The sequence below is a fragment of the Pseudomonas marvdashtae genome, assembly GCF_014268655.2.
In the GTDB taxonomy this organism is placed as follows: Bacteria; Pseudomonadota; Gammaproteobacteria; order Pseudomonadales; family Pseudomonadaceae; genus Aquipseudomonas; species Aquipseudomonas marvdashtae.
On the sequence record NZ_JABWQX020000001.1, the window covers coordinates 933,084 to 951,588 of the forward strand.

Annotated in this window: 19 protein-coding genes; 11 read left to right on the forward strand and 8 right to left on the reverse strand. The window is 60.1% G+C overall.

What is annotated here, in order from left to right:
- Nucleotides 1-111: 111 nt before the first annotated feature.
- Nucleotides 112-1,665: a nitric oxide reductase transcriptional regulator NorR gene (norR, locus tag HU742_RS04350; protein ID WP_186643826.1), complete on the reverse strand. Its 1,554-nt coding sequence runs from the start codon at nt 1,663-1,665 to the stop codon at nt 112-114.
- Between the two features lie 150 nt (nt 1,666-1,815).
- Between norR and hmpA the strand changes: the two genes are divergently transcribed.
- From hmpA to HU742_RS04395, 9 genes are all read left to right on the forward strand, one after another.
- Nucleotides 1,816-2,997 carry an NO-inducible flavohemoprotein gene (gene hmpA, locus HU742_RS04355; RefSeq protein ID WP_186638205.1) on the forward strand — a complete coding sequence of 394 codons (1,182 nt, stop codon included), beginning with the start codon at nt 1,816-1,818 and terminating at the stop codon, nt 2,995-2,997.
- 226 nt (nt 2,998-3,223) lie between these two features.
- The gene (locus HU742_RS04360) at nt 3,224-3,733 is read left to right on the forward strand and encodes a disulfide bond formation protein B (RefSeq protein WP_186638208.1); all 510 of its coding nucleotides are present in this window, start codon (nt 3,224-3,226) and stop codon (nt 3,731-3,733) included.
- Between the two features lie 784 nt (nt 3,734-4,517).
- A complete protein-coding gene (gene cyoA, locus HU742_RS04365; RefSeq protein ID WP_186611020.1) occupies nt 4,518-5,465 on the forward strand; it encodes a ubiquinol oxidase subunit II in 948 nt (315 codons plus the stop codon).
- 3 nt (nt 5,466-5,468) lie between these two features.
- Nucleotides 5,469-7,499, forward strand: a complete 2,031-nt coding sequence (gene cyoB / locus HU742_RS04370) for a cytochrome o ubiquinol oxidase subunit I (protein WP_186638210.1) — start codon at nt 5,469-5,471, stop codon at nt 7,497-7,499.
- A 3-nt stretch (nt 7,500-7,502) separates the two neighbouring features.
- Nucleotides 7,503-8,129: a cytochrome o ubiquinol oxidase subunit III gene (locus tag HU742_RS04375; protein WP_186638212.1), complete on the forward strand. Its 627-nt coding sequence runs from the start codon at nt 7,503-7,505 to the stop codon at nt 8,127-8,129.
- The gene (gene cyoD, locus HU742_RS04380) at nt 8,130-8,465 is read left to right on the forward strand and encodes a cytochrome o ubiquinol oxidase subunit IV (protein ID WP_039591596.1); all 336 of its coding nucleotides are present in this window, start codon (nt 8,130-8,132) and stop codon (nt 8,463-8,465) included.
- 11 nt (nt 8,466-8,476) lie between these two features.
- Nucleotides 8,477-9,364 carry a heme o synthase gene (cyoE, locus tag HU742_RS04385; RefSeq protein WP_039591595.1) on the forward strand — a complete coding sequence of 296 codons (888 nt, stop codon included), beginning with the start codon at nt 8,477-8,479 and terminating at the stop codon, nt 9,362-9,364.
- A 142-nt stretch (nt 9,365-9,506) separates the two neighbouring features.
- A complete protein-coding gene (locus HU742_RS04390) occupies nt 9,507-9,851 on the forward strand; it encodes a toxin (RefSeq protein ID WP_186638216.1) in 345 nt (114 codons plus the stop codon).
- Nucleotides 9,848-10,162: a helix-turn-helix domain-containing protein gene (locus HU742_RS04395; protein ID WP_030139928.1), complete on the forward strand. Its 315-nt coding sequence runs from the start codon at nt 9,848-9,850 to the stop codon at nt 10,160-10,162. Before HU742_RS04390 ends, HU742_RS04395 begins: the two co-directional genes overlap by 4 nt.
- Nucleotides 10,163-10,265: 103 nt before the next feature.
- Here HU742_RS04395 and HU742_RS04400 read toward each other — a convergent pair whose 3' ends face one another.
- The 4 genes from HU742_RS04400 to HU742_RS04415 form a co-directional block, all read right to left on the reverse strand.
- Nucleotides 10,266-10,970, reverse strand: a complete 705-nt coding sequence (locus tag HU742_RS04400) for a hypothetical protein (protein ID WP_186643824.1) — start codon at nt 10,968-10,970, stop codon at nt 10,266-10,268.
- Between the two features lie 121 nt (nt 10,971-11,091).
- Nucleotides 11,092-11,835, reverse strand: a complete 744-nt coding sequence (locus HU742_RS04405) for a DUF72 domain-containing protein (protein WP_186643823.1) — start codon at nt 11,833-11,835, stop codon at nt 11,092-11,094.
- 68 nt (nt 11,836-11,903) lie between these two features.
- Complete coding sequence (locus HU742_RS04410; RefSeq protein ID WP_186638418.1) at nt 11,904-12,917, reverse strand: sensor domain-containing diguanylate cyclase; 1,014 nt, start codon at nt 12,915-12,917, stop codon at nt 11,904-11,906.
- Nucleotides 12,918-12,991: 74 nt separating this feature from the next.
- Nucleotides 12,992-13,912, reverse strand: a complete 921-nt coding sequence (locus HU742_RS04415; RefSeq protein ID WP_186638222.1) for a LysR family transcriptional regulator — start codon at nt 13,910-13,912, stop codon at nt 12,992-12,994.
- Between the two features lie 99 nt (nt 13,913-14,011).
- On the opposite strand from HU742_RS04415, the gene HU742_RS04420 reads away from it, so the two are divergent.
- On the forward strand, nt 14,012-15,181 hold the full coding sequence (locus tag HU742_RS04420) for an aspartate aminotransferase family protein (protein ID WP_186643822.1): 1,170 nt from the start codon (nt 14,012-14,014) through the stop codon (nt 15,179-15,181).
- Nucleotides 15,182-15,338: 157 nt separating this feature from the next.
- Nucleotides 15,339-16,073, forward strand: a complete 735-nt coding sequence (locus HU742_RS04425) for a YiaD family glycine zipper/OmpA-like lipoprotein (protein WP_186611013.1) — start codon at nt 15,339-15,341, stop codon at nt 16,071-16,073.
- A gap of 228 nt (nt 16,074-16,301) precedes the next feature.
- Here the strand turns inward: HU742_RS04425 and ehuA are convergent, their stop codons facing one another.
- From ehuA to ehuC, 3 genes are read right to left on the reverse strand one after another with little or no spacing between them, the layout of a single operon-like run.
- On the reverse strand, nt 16,302-17,171 hold the full coding sequence (gene ehuA / locus HU742_RS04430; RefSeq protein WP_437179871.1) for an ectoine/hydroxyectoine ABC transporter ATP-binding protein EhuA: 870 nt from the start codon (nt 17,169-17,171) through the stop codon (nt 16,302-16,304).
- Nucleotides 17,171-17,827 carry an ectoine/hydroxyectoine ABC transporter permease subunit EhuD gene (gene ehuD, locus HU742_RS04435; RefSeq protein WP_186638231.1) on the reverse strand — a complete coding sequence of 219 codons (657 nt, stop codon included), beginning with the start codon at nt 17,825-17,827 and terminating at the stop codon, nt 17,171-17,173. The genes ehuA and ehuD overlap by 1 nt, the downstream gene beginning before the upstream one ends.
- Nucleotides 17,824-18,483 (reverse strand): ectoine/hydroxyectoine ABC transporter permease subunit EhuC, encoded by a 660-nt coding sequence (gene ehuC, locus HU742_RS04440; protein ID WP_186611011.1) that lies wholly within the window; start codon nt 18,481-18,483, stop codon nt 17,824-17,826. Before ehuC ends, ehuD begins: the two co-directional genes overlap by 4 nt.
- Nucleotides 18,484-18,505 lie beyond the last annotated feature (22 nt).

The window sequence follows — 18,505 nt, forward strand, 5'->3', positions numbered from 1 at the left end:
ACAGCTTTGATAATGGGTTATCGACTTGTCGGGGGCAGGCTTTAGGACGAAAACCAGTCAATAACGAGGACCGCTATAACGGGCACTGGTGAAAGGTGGTGCCCTCGGCCACTACTTGAGGCCCAACCGCTTCGCCATCCGCCCCAGGTTCGCCCGGTCCAGGCCCAGCTCCCGGGCGGCACCGGCCCAGTTGTGCTGGTGGCGTTCCAAGCAGGCGCCGATTATTTGTCGCTGATAATTTTCCGTGGCCTGGCGCAAGTCACCGGACACCGTCACCATGGACTCCGGCGCAAGGCTGATCGTTGGGAGGTTTTCCGCCGCTGCATGGGGCAAGTCGAGATCCCCGGCGCTCAAGCTGAGAATCTTCGGTCGTACCTTGCAATTACCCAGTGCTTTCAAGGCGCTGCGACCGATCAGGTGTTCCAGCTCACGCACGTTGCCCGGCCAATCGTAGGCCAGCAATGCGGCCTGGGCATCGCTGGTCAGGCGAAGGCTGCCCAGGCCCATGCGCGAACGATTCTGTTCGAGGAAGAACCCGGCGAGTAACAGCACATCGCGTCCGCGCTCACGCAGCGGTGGCACCTGCAACGGGTACACGCTCAGCCGATGGTAGAAATCGGCCCGATAACGGCCATTGCGCACCTCCTCGGCGAGGTCGCGATTGGTCGCCGCGATCAGGCGCACATCGACGCGGTGTTCCTTGTCCGAGCCGAGCCGCTGCAACTGCCCGCTCTGCAGCACACGCAACAGCTTGGCCTGGACGGTCAGGGACAGTTCACCGACTTCATCGAGAAACAACGTGCCGCCATCGGCCAGTTCGAACTTTCCGCGTCGGTCGTTGGTGGCCCCGGTGAAGGCGCCGCGTACGTGGCCGAACAGCTCGCTTTCCACCAGAGTGTCCGGCAGGGCCGCGCAGTTGAGGCTGATCAGCGGCTGGTCGGCGCGCGGGGAGGCGGCGTGAATCGCCTGGGCCACCAACTCTTTGCCGACACCGGTTTCGCCGGTTATCAGCACAGTCAGGTCGCTGCCACCCACCAGATTGATTTCTTCCACCAAGCGTTTATGGGCCTTGCTCTGGCCGACCATGTCGCGGTGCTGCTGGCCGCTGGCCTGGCGATAAACCTCGGCACGGTGGTGTTCGTCTTCGGCCCTCAAGGCCAGGTGCTCGATACGCTGGGCGGCGCTGACCGTTGCGGCGGCGAGGCTCGCGAAGGCTTGCAAGGCGCTCAGGTCGATGGGCTCGAAACGTTCCGGGTCCAGGGAGTCGAGGGTCAGCAACCCCCAGGGCCGTTCATCGACGAATAGCGGGCACCCCATGCAATCGTGGACTTCGAGATGCTCGTCCAGCCCCTCGACCAGCCCATCGTATGGATCGGGCAGGTCGCTGTCGGTGGCGAAGCGCGTTGGCTGCGAACTGGCCAACAACGCCTCGAAGCGCGGGTGCTCGCTGATGCGGAATCGTCGACCCAGCGTGTCGGTGCTCAAGCCATCCACCGCCAGTGGCACCAGGCAGTCGCCGTCCAGGCGCAACAGCGCGGCGGCGTCGCATGGCAGCAGGGCGCGCAAGGCGCCAAGGAGGCGGCGGTAGCGCTCGCCCTCTGGCAGTTCGCGGGACAGGTCCGCCACCAGGGGCAGCAGCGAGGTGAGCAAGGAGGTTGCGGTCATAATGACTCCATCTGGTCATAACGACTATAAACGGCATCGTGTCTTTATGACTAGGTTGTTTTCAACCTGTTGAAATTCAACGAATAAATTCTTGGCATGGAAACTGATAAGCCTAGGTATCTGTTATCTGTTCCATGTGAGGAGTCACCTATGCTGAGTCGAGAGCAACGCGCCATCATCCGTTCCACCGTCCCCTTGCTTGAGAGCGGTGGTGAAGCGCTGATTACTCACTTCTATCGCATGATGCTGTCCGAGTATCCAGAAGTGCGACCGCTGTTCAACCAGGCCCACCAGGCCAGTGGCGATCAGCCGCGTGCCTTGGCCAACGGTGTGCTCATGTATGCGCGGCACATCGATCAGCTCGATCAATTGGGCGACCTGGTGGCGAAAATCGTCAACAAGCACGTTGCCTTGCAGATTCAACCAGAGCACTACCCGATTGTGGGTTCCTGCCTCCTGCGGGCGATCGCCGAGGTGCTGGGCGAGGAAATCGCTACGCCTGAAGTGATTTCGGCGTGGGGCGCCGCCTACAACCAGTTGGCCGATATTCTCATCGGCGCCGAAGCCGGGCTGTATGACCAGAAGGCCGCGGCACCAGGCGGCTGGCGCGGCGAGCGCGAGTTCATCCTGGCGGCCAAGGTGTCGGAAAGCTCGGAGATCACCTCGTTCTACTTCGAGCCGGCGGACAAAGGGCCGATCCTTCAAGCCGAACCAGGCCAATACATTGGCCTGAAGCTGGTCCTGGATGGCGAAGAAGTGCGGCGCAATTATTCGCTGTCGGCCCTGGCGGACAACGGTCAATACCGCATCAGCGTCAAGCGCGAGGCGGGCGGTCGCGTGTCCAATTACTTGCACGACGATTTCCAGGTTGGCAGCCGCATCCCCCTGTTCCCGCCGTCCGGGGACTTTTACCTCACGGCCAGCGACAAGCCACTGGTGCTGATCAGCGGCGGCGTCGGTATCACCCCGACCCTGGCGATGTTGCAGGCGGCGCTGCAAACCGAGCGGCCGGTGCATTTCATCCACTGCGCGCGCAACGGCGGCGTCCACGCTTTCCGTGACTGGATCGACGACCTGGCCACACGTCACCCGCAGCTCAAGCGCTTCTATTGCTACGACGAAGACGACGGTTCGGGTCGCGTGGCTGACAAGGTCGGTTTGTTGGGCGAGCAACAGTTGGCGCAATGGCTGCCGGAGCAGCGGGACGTCGATGCCTACTTCCTTGGACCGAAGGGTTTCATGGCGGCCGTCAAGCGTCACCTCAAGGCCTTGGGCGTGCCGGCGGAACAGAGCCGCTACGAGTTCTTTGGTCCGGCGGCAGCGCTGGAATAAGACAGCATCGAGCCTGCTCGCAATGGGGGCGGCGCTGTCCGCCCCTTTCCAAAGAGCCTTCCCCAGCCAGAATTAATCCACAGTTAACTCTCTTCCTGTCTATTCCCTTGATGTTGCCGACAGCGGCTCGTTCACGGCCATGATCTGCGTGTAGACTTCGGCCATCCGATAGCGCGCCGGGTGCCGCCAGGTCGCGCGTCGATCCATGTCTATAAAGGGAAACGCAATGAGTGAGGAAATGATGCGGTTAGGCCGAGAGCGGCGCTACCTCGTGCTGCTGGGGCTGATCTGCCTGGGGCTGATCGGCGGTGCGCTGTACATGCAGGTGGTACTCGGCGAGGCGCCATGCCCACTGTGCATCCTGCAGCGCTATGCGTTGTTGCTGATCGCCATCTTCGCCTTCATCGGTGCCGCCATGCGCACGCGCCGCAGCCTGACGATTTTCGAAAGTCTCGTGGTGCTGTGTGCCCTGGCCGGGGCAGGCGTGGCGGGCCATCACGTGTACACCCAGTTTTTCCCCGCGGTCAGTTGTGGCGTCGACGTCCTGCAACCCATTGTGGACGACCTGCCGCTGGCGAAGATTTTCCCGCTGGGCTTCCAGGTCGATGGTTTCTGCTCCACCCCGTATCCACCGATCCTGGGTCTGTCGCTGGCGCAGTGGGCGCTGGTGGCGTTCGTGTTGACCGTCGTGCTGGTGCCTTTGTTGGTGTCGCGTAATCGCAAGCCGCTTCGCTGAAGCCACGCTTGAGACGCCCCGGTTTCCTCTTTCAGGAGCCGGGGCGTTTTGCATTTCAGTCCCGGTGGAAGACAGCCTTGATCCGGAACAAGAATGCCCTGTGACAACGTGCGACACGTTGTCACATATCTTGCCCCTGGCGACCTTTCATGACGTGAATTGTCGTCCCATCCTGCAACAAAAAAACAGCCGGATTGGCCCCGGTTCGCTCGCCAGTTCTCTGCCGAAGCAGGCATTTTTAACAGCGAAGCGTCTTGCCGCACAGCCCCCGAAAAATGGGCGCATAAAGGGCGTTCAGGTCCGATGGAATTCCCTGGAGCTGTCTAAATCGGGCGTAGTAGCCCTACGATTTTTGGGGTTCTTGTTGAGAATTAATTTCGATAACATGCTGGCCCGTTGCAATAGCGGCGATAGATTGTTGCCGGATCGGATAAAAATTATTTCGGGTTAAGACATGGTCTCCAAGGCTCCAGCTCACTACAATCGCCCGCACCGATTTTCCGACCCGGCTCAAGCTTGAGCACGAGAGTGGTCGAAGGGCGCCAGCGCCCCATGCGACCCCAGGTGTCGGTGCCTCCAACTACCCGCACCAAATGGAATTGGGCTTGAACTAGGCCTTTGACCAACGAATAAGAACTCACTGCTGGCCCAGGATGTGTCGAACAGCGTCTGACGTTCGACGGGCAGCCCTTATTCAATCCAAGAAAATGCCAACCCTTGGCAGGGTGAAGTGTTGGCGATCAAAACCCAACTGCATTGCGCAAGCTGCTTTAGAGGTCGTGAGATGAGTAAAAACAGGTACCCCCGATTACTAGGCTTGTTGCCGTTGCTCGGCACGTTGCTGCTGGGAGGCTGCAACATGACCTTGCTCGATCCCAAGGGCCAGGTCGGCCTGGATGAACGAAACCTGATCATCACCGCCACGCTGCTGATGTTGCTGGTCGTCGTGCCGGTTATCGTCATGACGTTCCTGTTCGCCTGGAAATACCGCGCGTCCAACACCAGTGCCACGTACACGCCGAAATGGTCCCACTCGACCAAAATCGAAATCGCGGTGTGGACCATTCCGGTACTGATCATCATTGCCCTGGGTTACATCACCTACAAATCGACCCACGCCCTGGACCCTTATCGTCCGCTGGATTCCGACGTCAAGCCGATCACCATCGAAGTGGTCTCGATGGACTGGAAGTGGCTGTTCATCTATCCGGAACAAGGCATCGCCACGGTCAACAAGATCGTGTTCCCGGCCCATACGCCGATCAACTTCAAGGTCACCTCCGACACCGTGATGAACTCGTTCTTCATCCCGGGCCTGGGCGGCCAGATCTATGCGATGGCCGGCATGCAGACCAAGCTGCACCTGATCGCCAACCAGAACGCCGAACTCGACGGTATCTCCGCCAACTACAGCGGCGCGGGCTTTACCGGCATGAAGTTCAAAGCAATCGCCACGACCCAGGAAGACTTCGACGCCTGGGTCAACGATGTGAAGAAGGCACCTAAACAGCTTGAAAAAGCTGAATACGAAGCCCTTTCCAAGCCGAGCCAGAACAACCCAGTCGAACTCTACTCGTCGGTCACGCCGAACCTGTTCCAGACCATCATCGATAAGTATGAAGGGATGAATCCGGGCAAGCCGATGCATCACGAGAAGAAAGACAAGGAAGTGGCCCACAACATGGAAGGGATGGACATGAGCTCGCATTCAGCTGCCGGGGCAGAGGAGTAAACGATGTTTGGTAAATTAAGTTGGGAAGCGATCCCGTTCCACGAGCCGATTGTCATGGTGACCCTCGCCATCATCGCGCTCGGTGGTCTGGCGTTGTTCGCAGGTATCACTTATTTCAAGAAGTGGAGCTACCTGTGGACCGAGTGGTTGACTTCGGTAGACCACAAGAAGATCGGCGTGATGTACATCATCGTCGCCATGGTCATGTTGCTGCGCGGCTTTGCCGACGCGATCATGATGCGTACCCAGCTGGCCATGGCCACCGAGGGTTCGCCCGGCTACCTGCCGCCTGAACACTACGACCAGATCTTCACCGCCCACGGTGTGATCATGATCATCTTCATGGCGATGCCATTCTTCACCGGCCTGATGAACCTTGCAGTGCCGCTGCAGATCGGCGCGCGTGACGTGGCCTATCCGTTCCTGAACTCCTTGAGCTTCTGGCTGTTGGTGTCCGGCGTGGTGCTGATCAACCTGTCCCTGGGCGTCGGCGAATTCGCCAAGACCGGTTGGGTTGCCTATCCGCCGCTGTCGGGCCTGCAATACAGTCCGGGCGTGGGGATGGATTACTACATCTGGGCGCTACAGCTATCCGGGTTGGGTACGACGCTGACGGGGGTCAACTTCCTGGCCACCGTGCTGAAGATGCGTACCCCGGGCATGAAGCTGATGGACATGCCGATCTTCACCTGGACCTGCACCTGGGCCAACGTACTGATCGTCGCTTCGTTCCCGATCCTCACCGCTACCCTGGCTCTGCTGACGCTTGACCGCTACATGGATTTCCACATTTTCACCAATGAACTGGGTGGAAATCCGATGATGTACGTCAACCTGTTCTGGGCCTGGGGTCACCCTGAGGTGTACATCCTGATCCTGCCGGCGTTCGGTATCTTCTCCGAAGTCATCTCGACCTTCTCCGGCAAGAAACTGTTCGGCCACCACTCGATGATCTACGCTTCCGGCGCGATCTCGGTACTGGGCTTCATGGTCTGGCTGCACCACTTCTTCACCATGGGTTCGGGTGCCAGCGTCAACGCCTTCTTCGGTTTGGCGACGATGCTGATTTCGATCCCGACGGGTGTGAAGCTGTTCAACTGGCTGTTCACCATCTATCAGGGCCGCCTGCGTTTCACCAGTCACGTGCTGTGGACCCTGGGCTTCATGGTGACCTTCGCCATCGGCGGCATGACCGGCGTACTGCTGGCCATTCCGGGTGCGGACTTCGTGCTGCACAACAGCCTGTTCGTGATCGCGCACTTCCATAACGTGATCATCGGCGGCGCCGTGTTCGGCTACATCGCGGGTTTTGCGTTCTACTTCCCGAAAGCGTTCGGCTTCAAGCTGCACGAAGGTTGGGGCAAGGCAGCGTTCTGGTTCTGGATCTCGGGCTTCTTCGTCGCATTCATGCCGCTCTATGCACTGGGTTTCATGGGCATGACCCGTCGTCTGAACGCCACCACCAACCCTGAATGGGTGCCGTACCTGTACGTCGCCATGTTCGGTGCGGTGATGATCGCGGTCGGCATCGCCTGCCAGCTGATCCAGTTGTACGTCAGTGTGCGTGACCGCAAGAAGCCGGAAAACATGTGCGAACACGGTGACCCGTGGAATGCCCATACCCTGGAATGGTCGACTTCTTCGCCACCCCCGTTCTACAACTTTGCCGTGCTGCCAAAAGCGGACGTCATCGATCCGTTCACCGAAGCCAAGGAAGACGGTACCGCATACCAGGCTCCGGCCAAGTACGCGCCGATCCACATGCCCAACAACACCGCTACCGGTGTGGTCATGGGCGCGCTGTTGACCGTGTTCGGTTTCGCGATGATCTGGCACATCTGGTGGCTGGCCATCGCCAGCCTGGTCGGCACCGTGGTGTATTTCACCATCCATGCCGCCCGTGATGATCAGGGCTACATGGTGCCGGTGGATGTCATCGAGCGCATCGAAGCCGAGCAGCACAAGCGTCTGGTCGCGGCCGGGAAAGTCCCAGCCTCCGCCACCCGTGTTGAAACCTCGTTGGAACAGGCTTAAACCATGTCGAACTTAGTGACCACTGTTGGACACGCCCATGGTCATGACCATGGGCACGATGACCATCACCACGACTCGGGCGAGATGACCGTATTCGGTTTCTGGCTCTACCTGATGACCGACTGCATTCTGTTTGCGTCGATCTTCGCGGTGTACGCGGTGCTGGTAAACAACGTCGCCGGTGGCCCTTCGGGCGCCGACATCTTCGAACTGCCGTACGTACTGGGCGAAACCGCGCTGCTGCTGTTCAGCTCGATCACCTACGGCTTCGCCATGCTGGCGTTGTTCAAGGGCAAGAAAACCCAGGTCCTGGGCTGGTTGGCCATGACCTTCCTGCTGGGCGCCGGCTTTATCGCCATGGAGATCAACGAGTTTCATATCTTGATCGCCGAAGGCTACGGCCCTAGCCGCAGCGGTTTCCTGTCCGGGTTCTTCACCCTGGTCGGAACCCACGGCCTGCACGTGACCAGCGGTCTGATCTGGATGGCGATCATGATGTATCAGGTCCAGAAAAACGGCCTGACCGCCACCAACAAGACACGCCTGAGCTGCCTGAGCCTGTTCTGGCACTTCCTGGACGTGGTGTGGATCTGCGTATTCACCGTTGTTTATCTGATGGGGACCCTGTAAATGGCTAACGCTCATTCCCATGATGGCCACGACGCCGGCCACGGCAGCGTCAAGTCCTACGCCATCGGCTTCATCCTGTCGGTGATCCTGACTGTCATTCCGTTCGGCCTGGTGATGTACCCATCGCTGCCCAAGAGCCTGACGCTTTGGATCATCCTGATCTTCGCCGTGGTCCAAGTATTGGTCCACCTGGTGTACTTCCTGCACCTGGACCGTTCGGCCGCCCAGCGTAACAACGTGATTGCGTTCGTCTTCGCCGCGTTGGTGATCGTACTGTTGGTCGGCCTGTCGTTGTGGATCATGTTCAGCATCCACACCAACATGATGGCGCACTGAGGAAACTCCGGATGTCACTGAAGCACTTTATCCAAATCACCAAGCCGGGGATCATTTTCGGTAACGTGCTTTCTGTGGCGGGCGGGTTTTTCCTGGCCTCGAAAGGGCATGTCGATCTGGCCATCTTTCTGGCGGCGATGATCGGCACCTCCCTGGTGGTGGCGTCCGGTTGCGTGTTCAACAACTGCATCGACCGCGACATCGACATCAAGATGGAACGCACCAAGAATCGGGCGCTGGTCCAAGGCCTGATTCCGGTGCAACTGGCCCTGGCATTCGCCACGGTGCTGGGCGTGGCCGGCGTGGCGCTGCTTTATTGGGTCGCCAACCCGTTGGCGGCGTTGTTCGCGGTGATCGGTTTTGTCATCTACGTCGGCCTCTACAGCCTGTACCTCAAGCGCAAGTCGGTCCACGGCACGCTGGTGGGCAGCCTGTCGGGGGCGATGCCGCCGGTGATCGGTTATGTCGCGGTCAGCAACAGCTTCGACATGGCCGCGCTGACGCTACTGGTGATGTTCAGCCTGTGGCAGATGCCGCATTCCTACGCCATCGCAATCTTCCGCTTCAACGACTACCTGGCGGCCTCGATTCCGGTGCTGCCGGTCAAGCGTGGCATTCAGGTCGCCAAGAAGCACATCCTGCTCTACATCCTGGCCTTCCTCGTGGCGACCTTGATGTTGACCTTCAGCGGCTACGCCGGCATGAGCTACCTCGCCGTCGCCGCCGCCATGGGCATGTACTGGCTGTACATGGCCTGGACCGGCTACAAGGCCGTGGATGACACGGTCTGGGCACGCAAGCTGTTCGTGTTCTCGATCTTCACCATCACCGCCCTGAGCGTCATGATGTCTCTGGACTTCAAAGTGCCGAGTGAGCTGCTGCTGACCTACGCACCTTAAGTTTCAGACGCTGCATAAAAAGCCCCGCCTTCGAGAGAAGCGCGGGGCTTTTTCTTGCGATCAGCCGCGGGAAGCGGGGTGTCATTCGTCGCAACAGGTTGTGGCTTGTTGAACTATGCGCAATTTGCCTATAGTTTTGGCCATGCGAACCCTATTTTTCGAAACAACGTCGTTCACCGCCACAGTTGGTCAATACCTGGCTGACGATGAATATCGCCTCCTCCAGTCCTATATGCTGGGGCATCCAGAGGTCGGTGATGTCATGCCACGTACCGGAGGCTTTCGTAAGCTGCGCTGGTTCGATGAACGTCGTGGCAAAGGGAAACGAGGTGGGTTGCGAGTTATTTACTATTGGCTCATGAATGACCGTCAGTTCTGGATGTTTGCGATTTATGACAAGGATGAGTTGAAAAACCTGACCTCCGAGCAAGAGAAGACGCTCAAGCGCGCCATAGAAGCTGAGTTGAAAGTACGAGGTACCTTATGAAAAAGCGCGATCTGTTTGCCGAGATGATGCAAGGCGTCGAAGAGATGGCCGCTCACCGCGAGGGCAAGATTACCCTTCGCCAGATATCGATCGAGGACAAACCGGTTCCCGAGGTATCGGCCCAGGAAATCGTGGCTTTGCGTGACCGGCTTCATATGTCTCAAGCCGTTTTTGCCAAGAGCATCCGGACCAGTCCAGGCACTCTTCGGAACTGGGAGCAGGAAAAATCCAAGCCTAATGCCCAAGCGGCTTTGCTGATCAAACTGGTCGAAAAGTTTCCAGATATGGTCGAGCGTCTCGGCGCTGTTTGAAAAGCTGATAGTCATGAAAAAGCCCCGCCTTCGAGAGAAGCGCGGGGCTTTTTCATGGGCGCTGTTTCAGAGCGCCGCGGCCACGGGGGAAATCAACCGGGCCTTATTGCTGAGCGATGCTGTAGCCGTCGAATGCTTTCTGCTGCTGCAGCGCGGTGACAATGCTCTTGCGGGTGACCGGTTGTTCGGTGCCGTCATTGTCCAGGAAGGTTTCGCTTTCCAGCTCGGCTTCGTCGCCTTCACCAACGAAGTTGAAGCCCAGGAACTCGAAGGCCTCGCGATCGACGTTCGGCTTGGAGCGCGGTGTGCGCAGCGGCAGGGTCACGCTGATGCCGTCCTTGCTGATGACAAACACCTCGGCTTCTTTCTTGGCGCGCGAGGTCTTGCCCTTGCTGCCGCTGGGGTTGCTGATGGCCTGGTGGGTCTGGTTCAGCACTTTCAGGGCCAAGCCGTAGACCAGTTCCTGGAAATCCGGATCATCCTTGTAGCTGGAGAGAATGCGGCTGATCGGGAAGCGGCTGCTGAGGTCTTCCAAGGCTGCGAAATCGGCGGCTTCGGCGTCCTTGAGCTGCTTGAGCTGGCCCATCAGTTCGTAGGCCTTGTCGTCATCGAACGCATCGTGCGCCTGGCGAATGGCGTTGCGCAGCTCGCGGATCTGGTCGCTTTCGCGGTTCGACTGGAAGGCATCGAGGACCATTTCGCTGATGCTTTTGGCCTGGGGCAGATGCTGTGAAAGATTGATGGAGTTTTCGTATTCCGCTTTGGACGACAGGGTGACTACAGATTCAGCGGTATTGGAATCGGACATTGAAATTTCACTACTTCTGTTAGCTGGATAAGGCGAGAAAGGCATTGAGCTTTTTTCCGGTCGCCTAATCTATTGGACGCGGGCGGTGTTGTCACGGTCGGACCGGCCACCGGTGAATATTTTACCCCAGCATCAGGTCCATCAATCGCAGCGCATCCAATGTCGCGGCGCCGCTGGCGGTGTTGTCGAAGATGCACCAGGTCGGTGTGTCCGGTGCGGCCTTCAATTTTCGCGCGAGCTGCTCCAGCCAGGCGTGTTCGTACGCCGAGTAGTAAATTCTGGGCGAGCCGTGCAGCCGGTAGTAACGCACGCCCGGCCAGCCCGCCGGTTCATCGCCGCCTGGCAGAGGCGAAGGATCCGCGGCGACCCGACCGATGCGTTCGTCCAGCAGCATCGCCGTGACCTGCGGTGCGAGCCAGCTCGGGTGTCGAGGTTCAAGTACCGCGTGGCCCTGATAGCGGTCTCGCAACGCCGTAAAGAAACGCCCGGCCCGCACACTGTCAAAGGCCAGCGACGGCGGCAATTGAATCAACAGGCAACCCAGTTTCTCGCCCAGTTGCGAGCACTGCCCCAGGAATTCATCCACAAGCCCGTCGCAATCGTGCAAGCGCCGCTCGTGGGTGATTTGCTTCGGCACCTTGACCGAGAAGCGGAAGTCCGGGGCCACGCTGTCTGCCCACTTCGCGTACGTCGCGGTGCGGTGCGGGCGGTAGAACGAACTGTTGATCTCCACGGCCGGAAAGCGTGCGCCATAGCGCTGCAGATGAGTACCCTCGACAGGAAACGACGGCCAATGCTCCCTGGGCAACGACCAGCCGGCACAACCCAGGAAAAGGCGTGAAGAGAAGGGGAGTCGTGTCGTCAACGGCAGGAACCTGATCGAAAGAGTTACAGTCTATGACCGCTGCAAGCGCCTCAAGGGTTCAATTCGAGTCAGACACAAATCACATTCTTGCCGCCCACCTTGGAGCGATACAGCGCCTGGTCCGCCCGGTCCAGCAGCGCTGCCTGCGGCTCGTCCTCGACCCGTTGCACCACGCCAAAGCTCATCGTGATGTGGAAGTCGCCCACCGGCAACAGGTCGGAAAGGCCTCGGCGGATGCTTTCGGCCATCAGCACGGCATCGGCCAGTGATGTGTTTGGCAAAATCATGATGAATTCGTCACCGCCCCAGCGCACCAGCAGGTCGCCGTCGCGCTCGCAGCGTTTGACGGCCTGCACCACTTGCACCAGCGCTGCGTCGCCGAAAGCATGACCGTAACGGTCATTGATGTCCTTGAAGTCGTCGATGTCCATCGCGATCAGCGACAGCGGTTCGCGAAAGCGCTGGGCGCGTTCACAGGCCAGCGGCAGCGCCTGCTCCAGGCGATAACGGTTGGCGACAAGGGTCAAGGCATCGGTTTCGGCGAGCCTGCGGTTTTCGTCGAGTTGGATTTGCAATTGATGGTTGACCCGGGACAGTTCGCGGGTGCGTTCCTCTATGACCGCTTCCAGGGACTTGTTGCGCCGTTCCAGTTGCTCGAACAGGCGCTTCTTGTCGTCGATGCTGCGATGGGCGCCGATCATCCGGGCCACGCTGCCGTCGGGGTTGCGGGCGATGACATAGCCGCGGTCTTCGATCCAGATATGGGAACCGTCCTGCGTGCGGCAGCGATATTCGGCGTGATACGTGGGGGATCGGTGTTCCAGATAGTCATCGAACAGCGCCATGACCTGGGGGTAATCATCGGGATGGATGACGTTCTCCCACGTCAGCACGGTGTTGCTCAGCGAGTGGGGCGTGTAGCCGAGCATCGTGTACCAACCGGGGTTGCGGTAGACGAACCCAGTGTTGGCGTTCCAGTCCCAGATGCCGTCGCTGACCAGCTCCATGATGGTGTGCAGCACGCTTTCGTCCAGATCGGATAAATCGAGCCGCAGCAATTCGATTTTCGAGGCGTCGTCCATCATCGTTCCCTCAATCAGCCCTGATATCAAAATGCTCTCCAGGACTAAAGAGTAGCCGATGGGGCGGAGCGCCACTAGCGGGCACTGTTCAGACTGGGTTTACCCCACTTGTGCAACGCAAACTCGACAAAACTACGCAATTTCGGCAAACGGTAGCGGTCCTGGGCGTAGAGCAGGCTCATCGGGCGGTGGGGCAATTGATAGCCTTGCAGGAGGGCCACCAAGTCTCCGTTCTTCAGGTCCTGCTCCACCAATGCATCGGGCAGCATCACCACGCCCATGCCAGCCAGGGCCGCACGGTGCAGGCCGGAAGAGCTGTTGATCAGCATCGGTCCGGTCACCGGCACTTTGATTTCGCCCTCCGGTCCGTTGATCGGCCAATGCTCCTGGGCAAAGCGCCATTCGTCGCCGGCCGAATAGGCGAATGACAGGCAATCATGGTGTTGCAGGTCATCGGGCTTTTGCGGCGTGCCGCGCCGGGCCAAGTAAGCCTTGGAGGCGCAAACGGTAAGGGTGTAGTCCATCAGGGGGCGGGCGATCAGCTTCGGGTCGGGATGGCCCAGGCGAATGGCTACGTCAAAGCCGTGGTCGAGCAGATCGAGACGCTGGTTGGTCAGCACCACATCGAGCTTGACCTGCGGATAGCGTTGGCTGAATTCGGCCAACGCCGGTGCCAGGCGCTCCGTGCCGAATGTCAGCGGCGCGGTGATGCGCAACGTGCCGGTGGGTTCACCTTGGGTCTGCTCGGCCAGGCGTTCGGAGTCGGCGACCAGCCCGATCACTTCCAGGCAACGCTGATAGTAGGCCGAGCCGATTTCGGTCAAGCGCTGGCGGCGGGTCGTCCGGTTGATCAGGCGCGCACCGAGGCGTTGCTCCAATGCCCGAAGATGATTGCCCACCATGGTCGTCGACATTTCACACGCCTGCGCCGCCGCAGTCAGGCTGCCGGTTTCCACCACTTTTACGTACACGGTCATTGCCTGGAACAAATCCATTATCAAGCTCAGCTTTTAAATGATTTAAGTAGAACGGCGTTTATCCATCGAGAGTGGCTAACCATACTGGAAAAAATCACTCGAATGGAGCCAGATGTCATGACCGCCGCCTGCCTGATGACCACTTACCAACCCTTGGCGCTGAACTTCACCCATGGCCTGGGTACACGCCTGTGGGACCGGGACGGTCGCGAGTATCTGGACGCGGTGGCGGGTGTGGCGGTGACCAACGTCGGGCATTCCCATCCCAGGTTGGTGGCGGCCATCAGTGAGCAGGCCGGCCTGCTGCTGCACACCTCCAACCTGTACAGCATCGACTGGCAACAACGGCTGGCGCACAAGCTCACGCAGCTCTCGGGCATGGAGCGGGTGTTTTTCAACAATTCAGGGGCCGAAGCCAATGAAACCGCACTGAAACTGGCACGCCTGCACGGCTGGCATAAAGGCGTCGAGCAGCCGCTGGTCGTGGTCATGGACAACGCCTTCCATGGGCGTACCTTGGGCACGATGTCCGCCAGCGACGGCCCGTCGGTGCGGCTGGGCTTCAATCGCTTGCCGGGGGATTACGTCAAGGTGCCGTTCGGCGATCTCGCTGCCTTGGAAAAGGTCCGGCAAGCCCACGGCGAGCGTATCGTCGCGATATTGGTTGAACCGATCCAGGGCGAAAGTGGCGTGCAACTCGCGCCGCCGGGTTATTTGAAAGCGCTACGGGACCTGTGCAGCCGGCGCGCCTGGTTGCTGATGCTTGACGAGATCCAGACCGGCATCGGCCGCACCGGCCAGTGGTTCGCTTTCCAGCACGAAGGCATCGTGCCGGACGTCATGACCCTCGCCAAAGGCTTGGGCAACGGCGTGCCTATCGGCGCCTGCCTGGCCCGAGGCAAGGCCGCCGAGCTGTTTACCCCCGGCAGCCATGGCAGCACGTTTGGCGGCAATCCGTTGGCCTGTCGCGTCGGTTGCACGGTGTTGGACATCATCGAGGAACAAGGCCTGCTGGAGAATGCCCGGCGCCAGGGCGAGCAATTGCTCGGTCGGTTGCGGGCCGAATTGGCGGATAATCCGAACGTGCGTGAGATTCGTGGCCAAGGGCTGATGATCGGCGTAGAACTCAAGCAACCGGTCCGTGACCTGACCCTCTGTGCCGCCCGGGACCACGGCTTGCTGATCAATGTCACCCGGGGCAAGACCATCCGCCTGCTGCCGCCCCTGACGATCGACGGGCGGGAAGTGGAGATGATCGTCAGGGGCGTGAGCCGCTGCTTGGCCTAGGCCTGAGGGGGACTTCGCCCGGACCGATGACTCATCATCGATCCGGGCGAAGCGCAGCGCAGCGGAACGGAATTTTTAACGATTGTCGCGTTCCAACGCCAGCCAGAGTCGATTGCCTACACTTTGGCACTCAGACTGAAAACCCAGGAGCATCTCCATGTTCACCTCGCGTCGCTTGATCGTTGTCGCTACTGCCGTGGCCCTGTTGTCCGGCTGTGCGTCGCCCAACCCCTATGACAACCAAGGCCAGGCCTCTACCGATTCTTCCGGCATGAGCAAAACCGCCAAGTATGGCGGCCTCGGCGCCTTGGCCGGTGCATTGGCGGGCGCGGCCATCGGCCACGATAACCGTGGCAAAGGGGCATTGATCGGCGCGGCGGTGGTAGGGGCTTCGGCGGCCGGCTACGGTTACTACGCCGACCAGCAGGAGAAGAAACTGCGCGCCAGCATGGCCAATACCGGTGTCGAAGTGCAGCGCCAGGGCGACCAGATCAAGTTGATCATGCCGGGCAACATCACTTTTGCCACCGACTCGGCGAACATTGCGTCGAGCTTCTACCAGCCGCTGAACAACCTGGCCAACTCCCTCAAGGAGTTCAACCAGAACCAGATTGAAATCGTCGGCTACACCGACAGCACCGGCAGCCGCCAGCACAACATGGACCTGTCCCAGCGTCGTGCCCAGAGCGTGGCGACCTACCTGACGTCGCAAGGCGTGAGCGGTGCCAACCTCACGGCTCGCGGAGCCGGCCCGGACAACCCGGTCGCCAGCAACGCCGACGTCAATGGCCGCGCGCAGAACCGTCGTGTCGAGGTCAACCTCAAGGCGATTCCGGGGCAGCAGTACCAGGCACCGCAACAGCAGGGGCAGACTTACCAGCAGTACCCGTGATCGCTGGGCGGTAAATGAAACGGGGGCCATGGAAACATGGCCCCTTTTTCGTGGCTGGGGCCCTTGTGGCGAGGGAGCTTGCTCCCGCTGGGTTGCGCAGCAACCCCCCAGACCAGTCACCTCAATCCTCCAGACACACCGCGGCGGTCGGTTTTGGGCCTGCTGCGCAGTCCAGCGGGAGCAAGCTCCCTCGCCACAAAGGTGTTCACTTGAGTGATGGGTTAGGGGTTAGTTAGCCTCTTTCACCGCACTCAAGAACGCACACGTACGCTCCTGCTGCGGGTTCTCGAAGATCTGCGCCGGTGTGCCTTGCTCGTGGATCTGCCCCTTGTAGAAGAAGCACACCCGGTCGGCGAACTCCCGAGCGAAGCCCATCTGGTGGGTCACCATCAGCATCGTCAGATTGTGCTCGGCGCCCAGCTTGCGGATCACGTTCAAGACCTCGCCACACAACTCCGGATCCAGCGCCGAAGTCACCTCGTCGAACAACATCACCTTGGGCCGCATCGCCAAGGCCCGGGCAATCGCCACCCGTTGTTGCTGACCGCCGGACAACTGCGACGGGTAATGGTCGAGCTTGCTGCCCAGGCCCACCAGCTCCAGCAGATCGGCCGCGCGCTCGCGGGCTTCCTTCGGATTCATGCCGAGCACCTGCACCGGCGCCTCGATCACGTTCTGCAACGCGGTCATGTGGGGAAACAGGTTGAAGCTCTGGAACACCATGCCGATCTTGCCGCGTACCCGGCGGATGTGCCGGTCGTTGGCCGGCACCAGCACGCCGTTGCGGTTGGGCATGTGGGTCAGGGAATCGTCTTCGATGCGGATCTGGCCCTGGTCGATGCCTTCAAGCGTCATCAACACCCGCAGCAGGGTGGATTTGCCCGAGCCGCTGGGGCCGATGATCGCAACTTTTTCGCCGGGCGCGACGTCCAGGTTCAGATGATCGAGCACGGTAAAGCTGCCATAGCTCTTGGTCACGTCCTGGAAACTCACAATTGGCCGGGACGGTGTCGGAATCTGCATGGCCGGGGCCTCCTGCTGCGATGCCAGCGTGCTGCGCCGGGACAAATCGGTGGGCGTGGACAGAGGTAAAGTCATTAGCGTAGCTCCATGCGCGTTTCAAGGCGCCGTACCAGATAAGCCAAGGCAAGGCTCAGGGCCAGGAAGAACAGGCCGACCAGGGTGATCGGTTCCAGGTAACGGAAATGCTCGGAACCGATGTTCTTGGCCTGCTGCATGATTTCCACCACGGTGATTGCCGACAGCACTGGCGTGTCCTTGAGCATCGCCACCAGGTAGTTGCCCAGCGGCGGGATGATCGGACGCAGCGCCTGGGGCAGGATGATGTTGCGGTAGGCGTCGTACGGCGCGATGTTCAACGCAGTCACCGCTTCCCACTGCGCCCGCGGCACCGCGTCGAGGCCACTGCGATAGACCTCGGCGATGTAGCAGGCGTAGTGCAGGCCGATGCCGAGAATGCCGACTTGCATGGCCGTCAGGCTCAAGCCGTAGTTGGGCAGCACGTAGTAGAGGAAATACACCTGGATCAGCAGCGGCGTGCTGCGGATGAACTCGATCACTGCCGTGGTCGGCCACGACAACCAGAACTTGCGACTGCGCCGGCCAATCGCCAGGAACAGCCCCAGGACGATCGCGATCAGGAAACCGATCAGGGTAATGCCGACGGTATTAAGGGAGGCCCGCAGCAGATCCGGGAGGATTTGCGCCGCGTAGGACCAGTCGAACAGGGTCATGACAGACCTCCACGCATCCGGCCCCGGCTCAACCGGCGCTCAATGCTGCGCATGCCGAAGTTGATGGCCTGGGCGAGGATGAAATACATCACCAGCGCCAGGCTGAAGATTTCCAGGGTCTGGAACGTCGCCTGGTCCAACTGTCGCGCCCGGAAGCTCAGGTCGGACAAGGTGATCAGTGACACCAGCGAGGTGTTCTTCAGCAGCTCGATCAGCAAGTTGGTGCCCGGCGGGATGGCCGCTAGCAGCGCTTGCGGCAAGATGATTCGCTTGAAGCGCGTGAAGCCGCTGAAATTCAACGCCGTGCAGGCTTCGTATTGGCCCTTGGCGACCGAGCTGATGGCGCCGCGCATCACTTCGGCCCCATACGCGCCGATGTGCAGCCCCAGGCCGACGATTGCCACGGCGTACGGGCTCAGCTCGATGTTGAACGGCGGCAGCGGCAGCACGAAGAACAGCCAGAACAACTGCACCAGCAGCGATGTGCCACGGAACACTTCGATGTAGGTAATCGAAAACCAGCGCAACGCGCGCCACGGCGACAGCCGACCGAGGGCCGCGAGCACCGCCGCGACAATTGCCAGCAATGAGCCGAAGAAGGTCACCTGCAGCGTGACCCAGGCCCCTTGAATCAGTAACGGAAGTAATTCGCCCATGGTTCAACCCGATATCCGATGA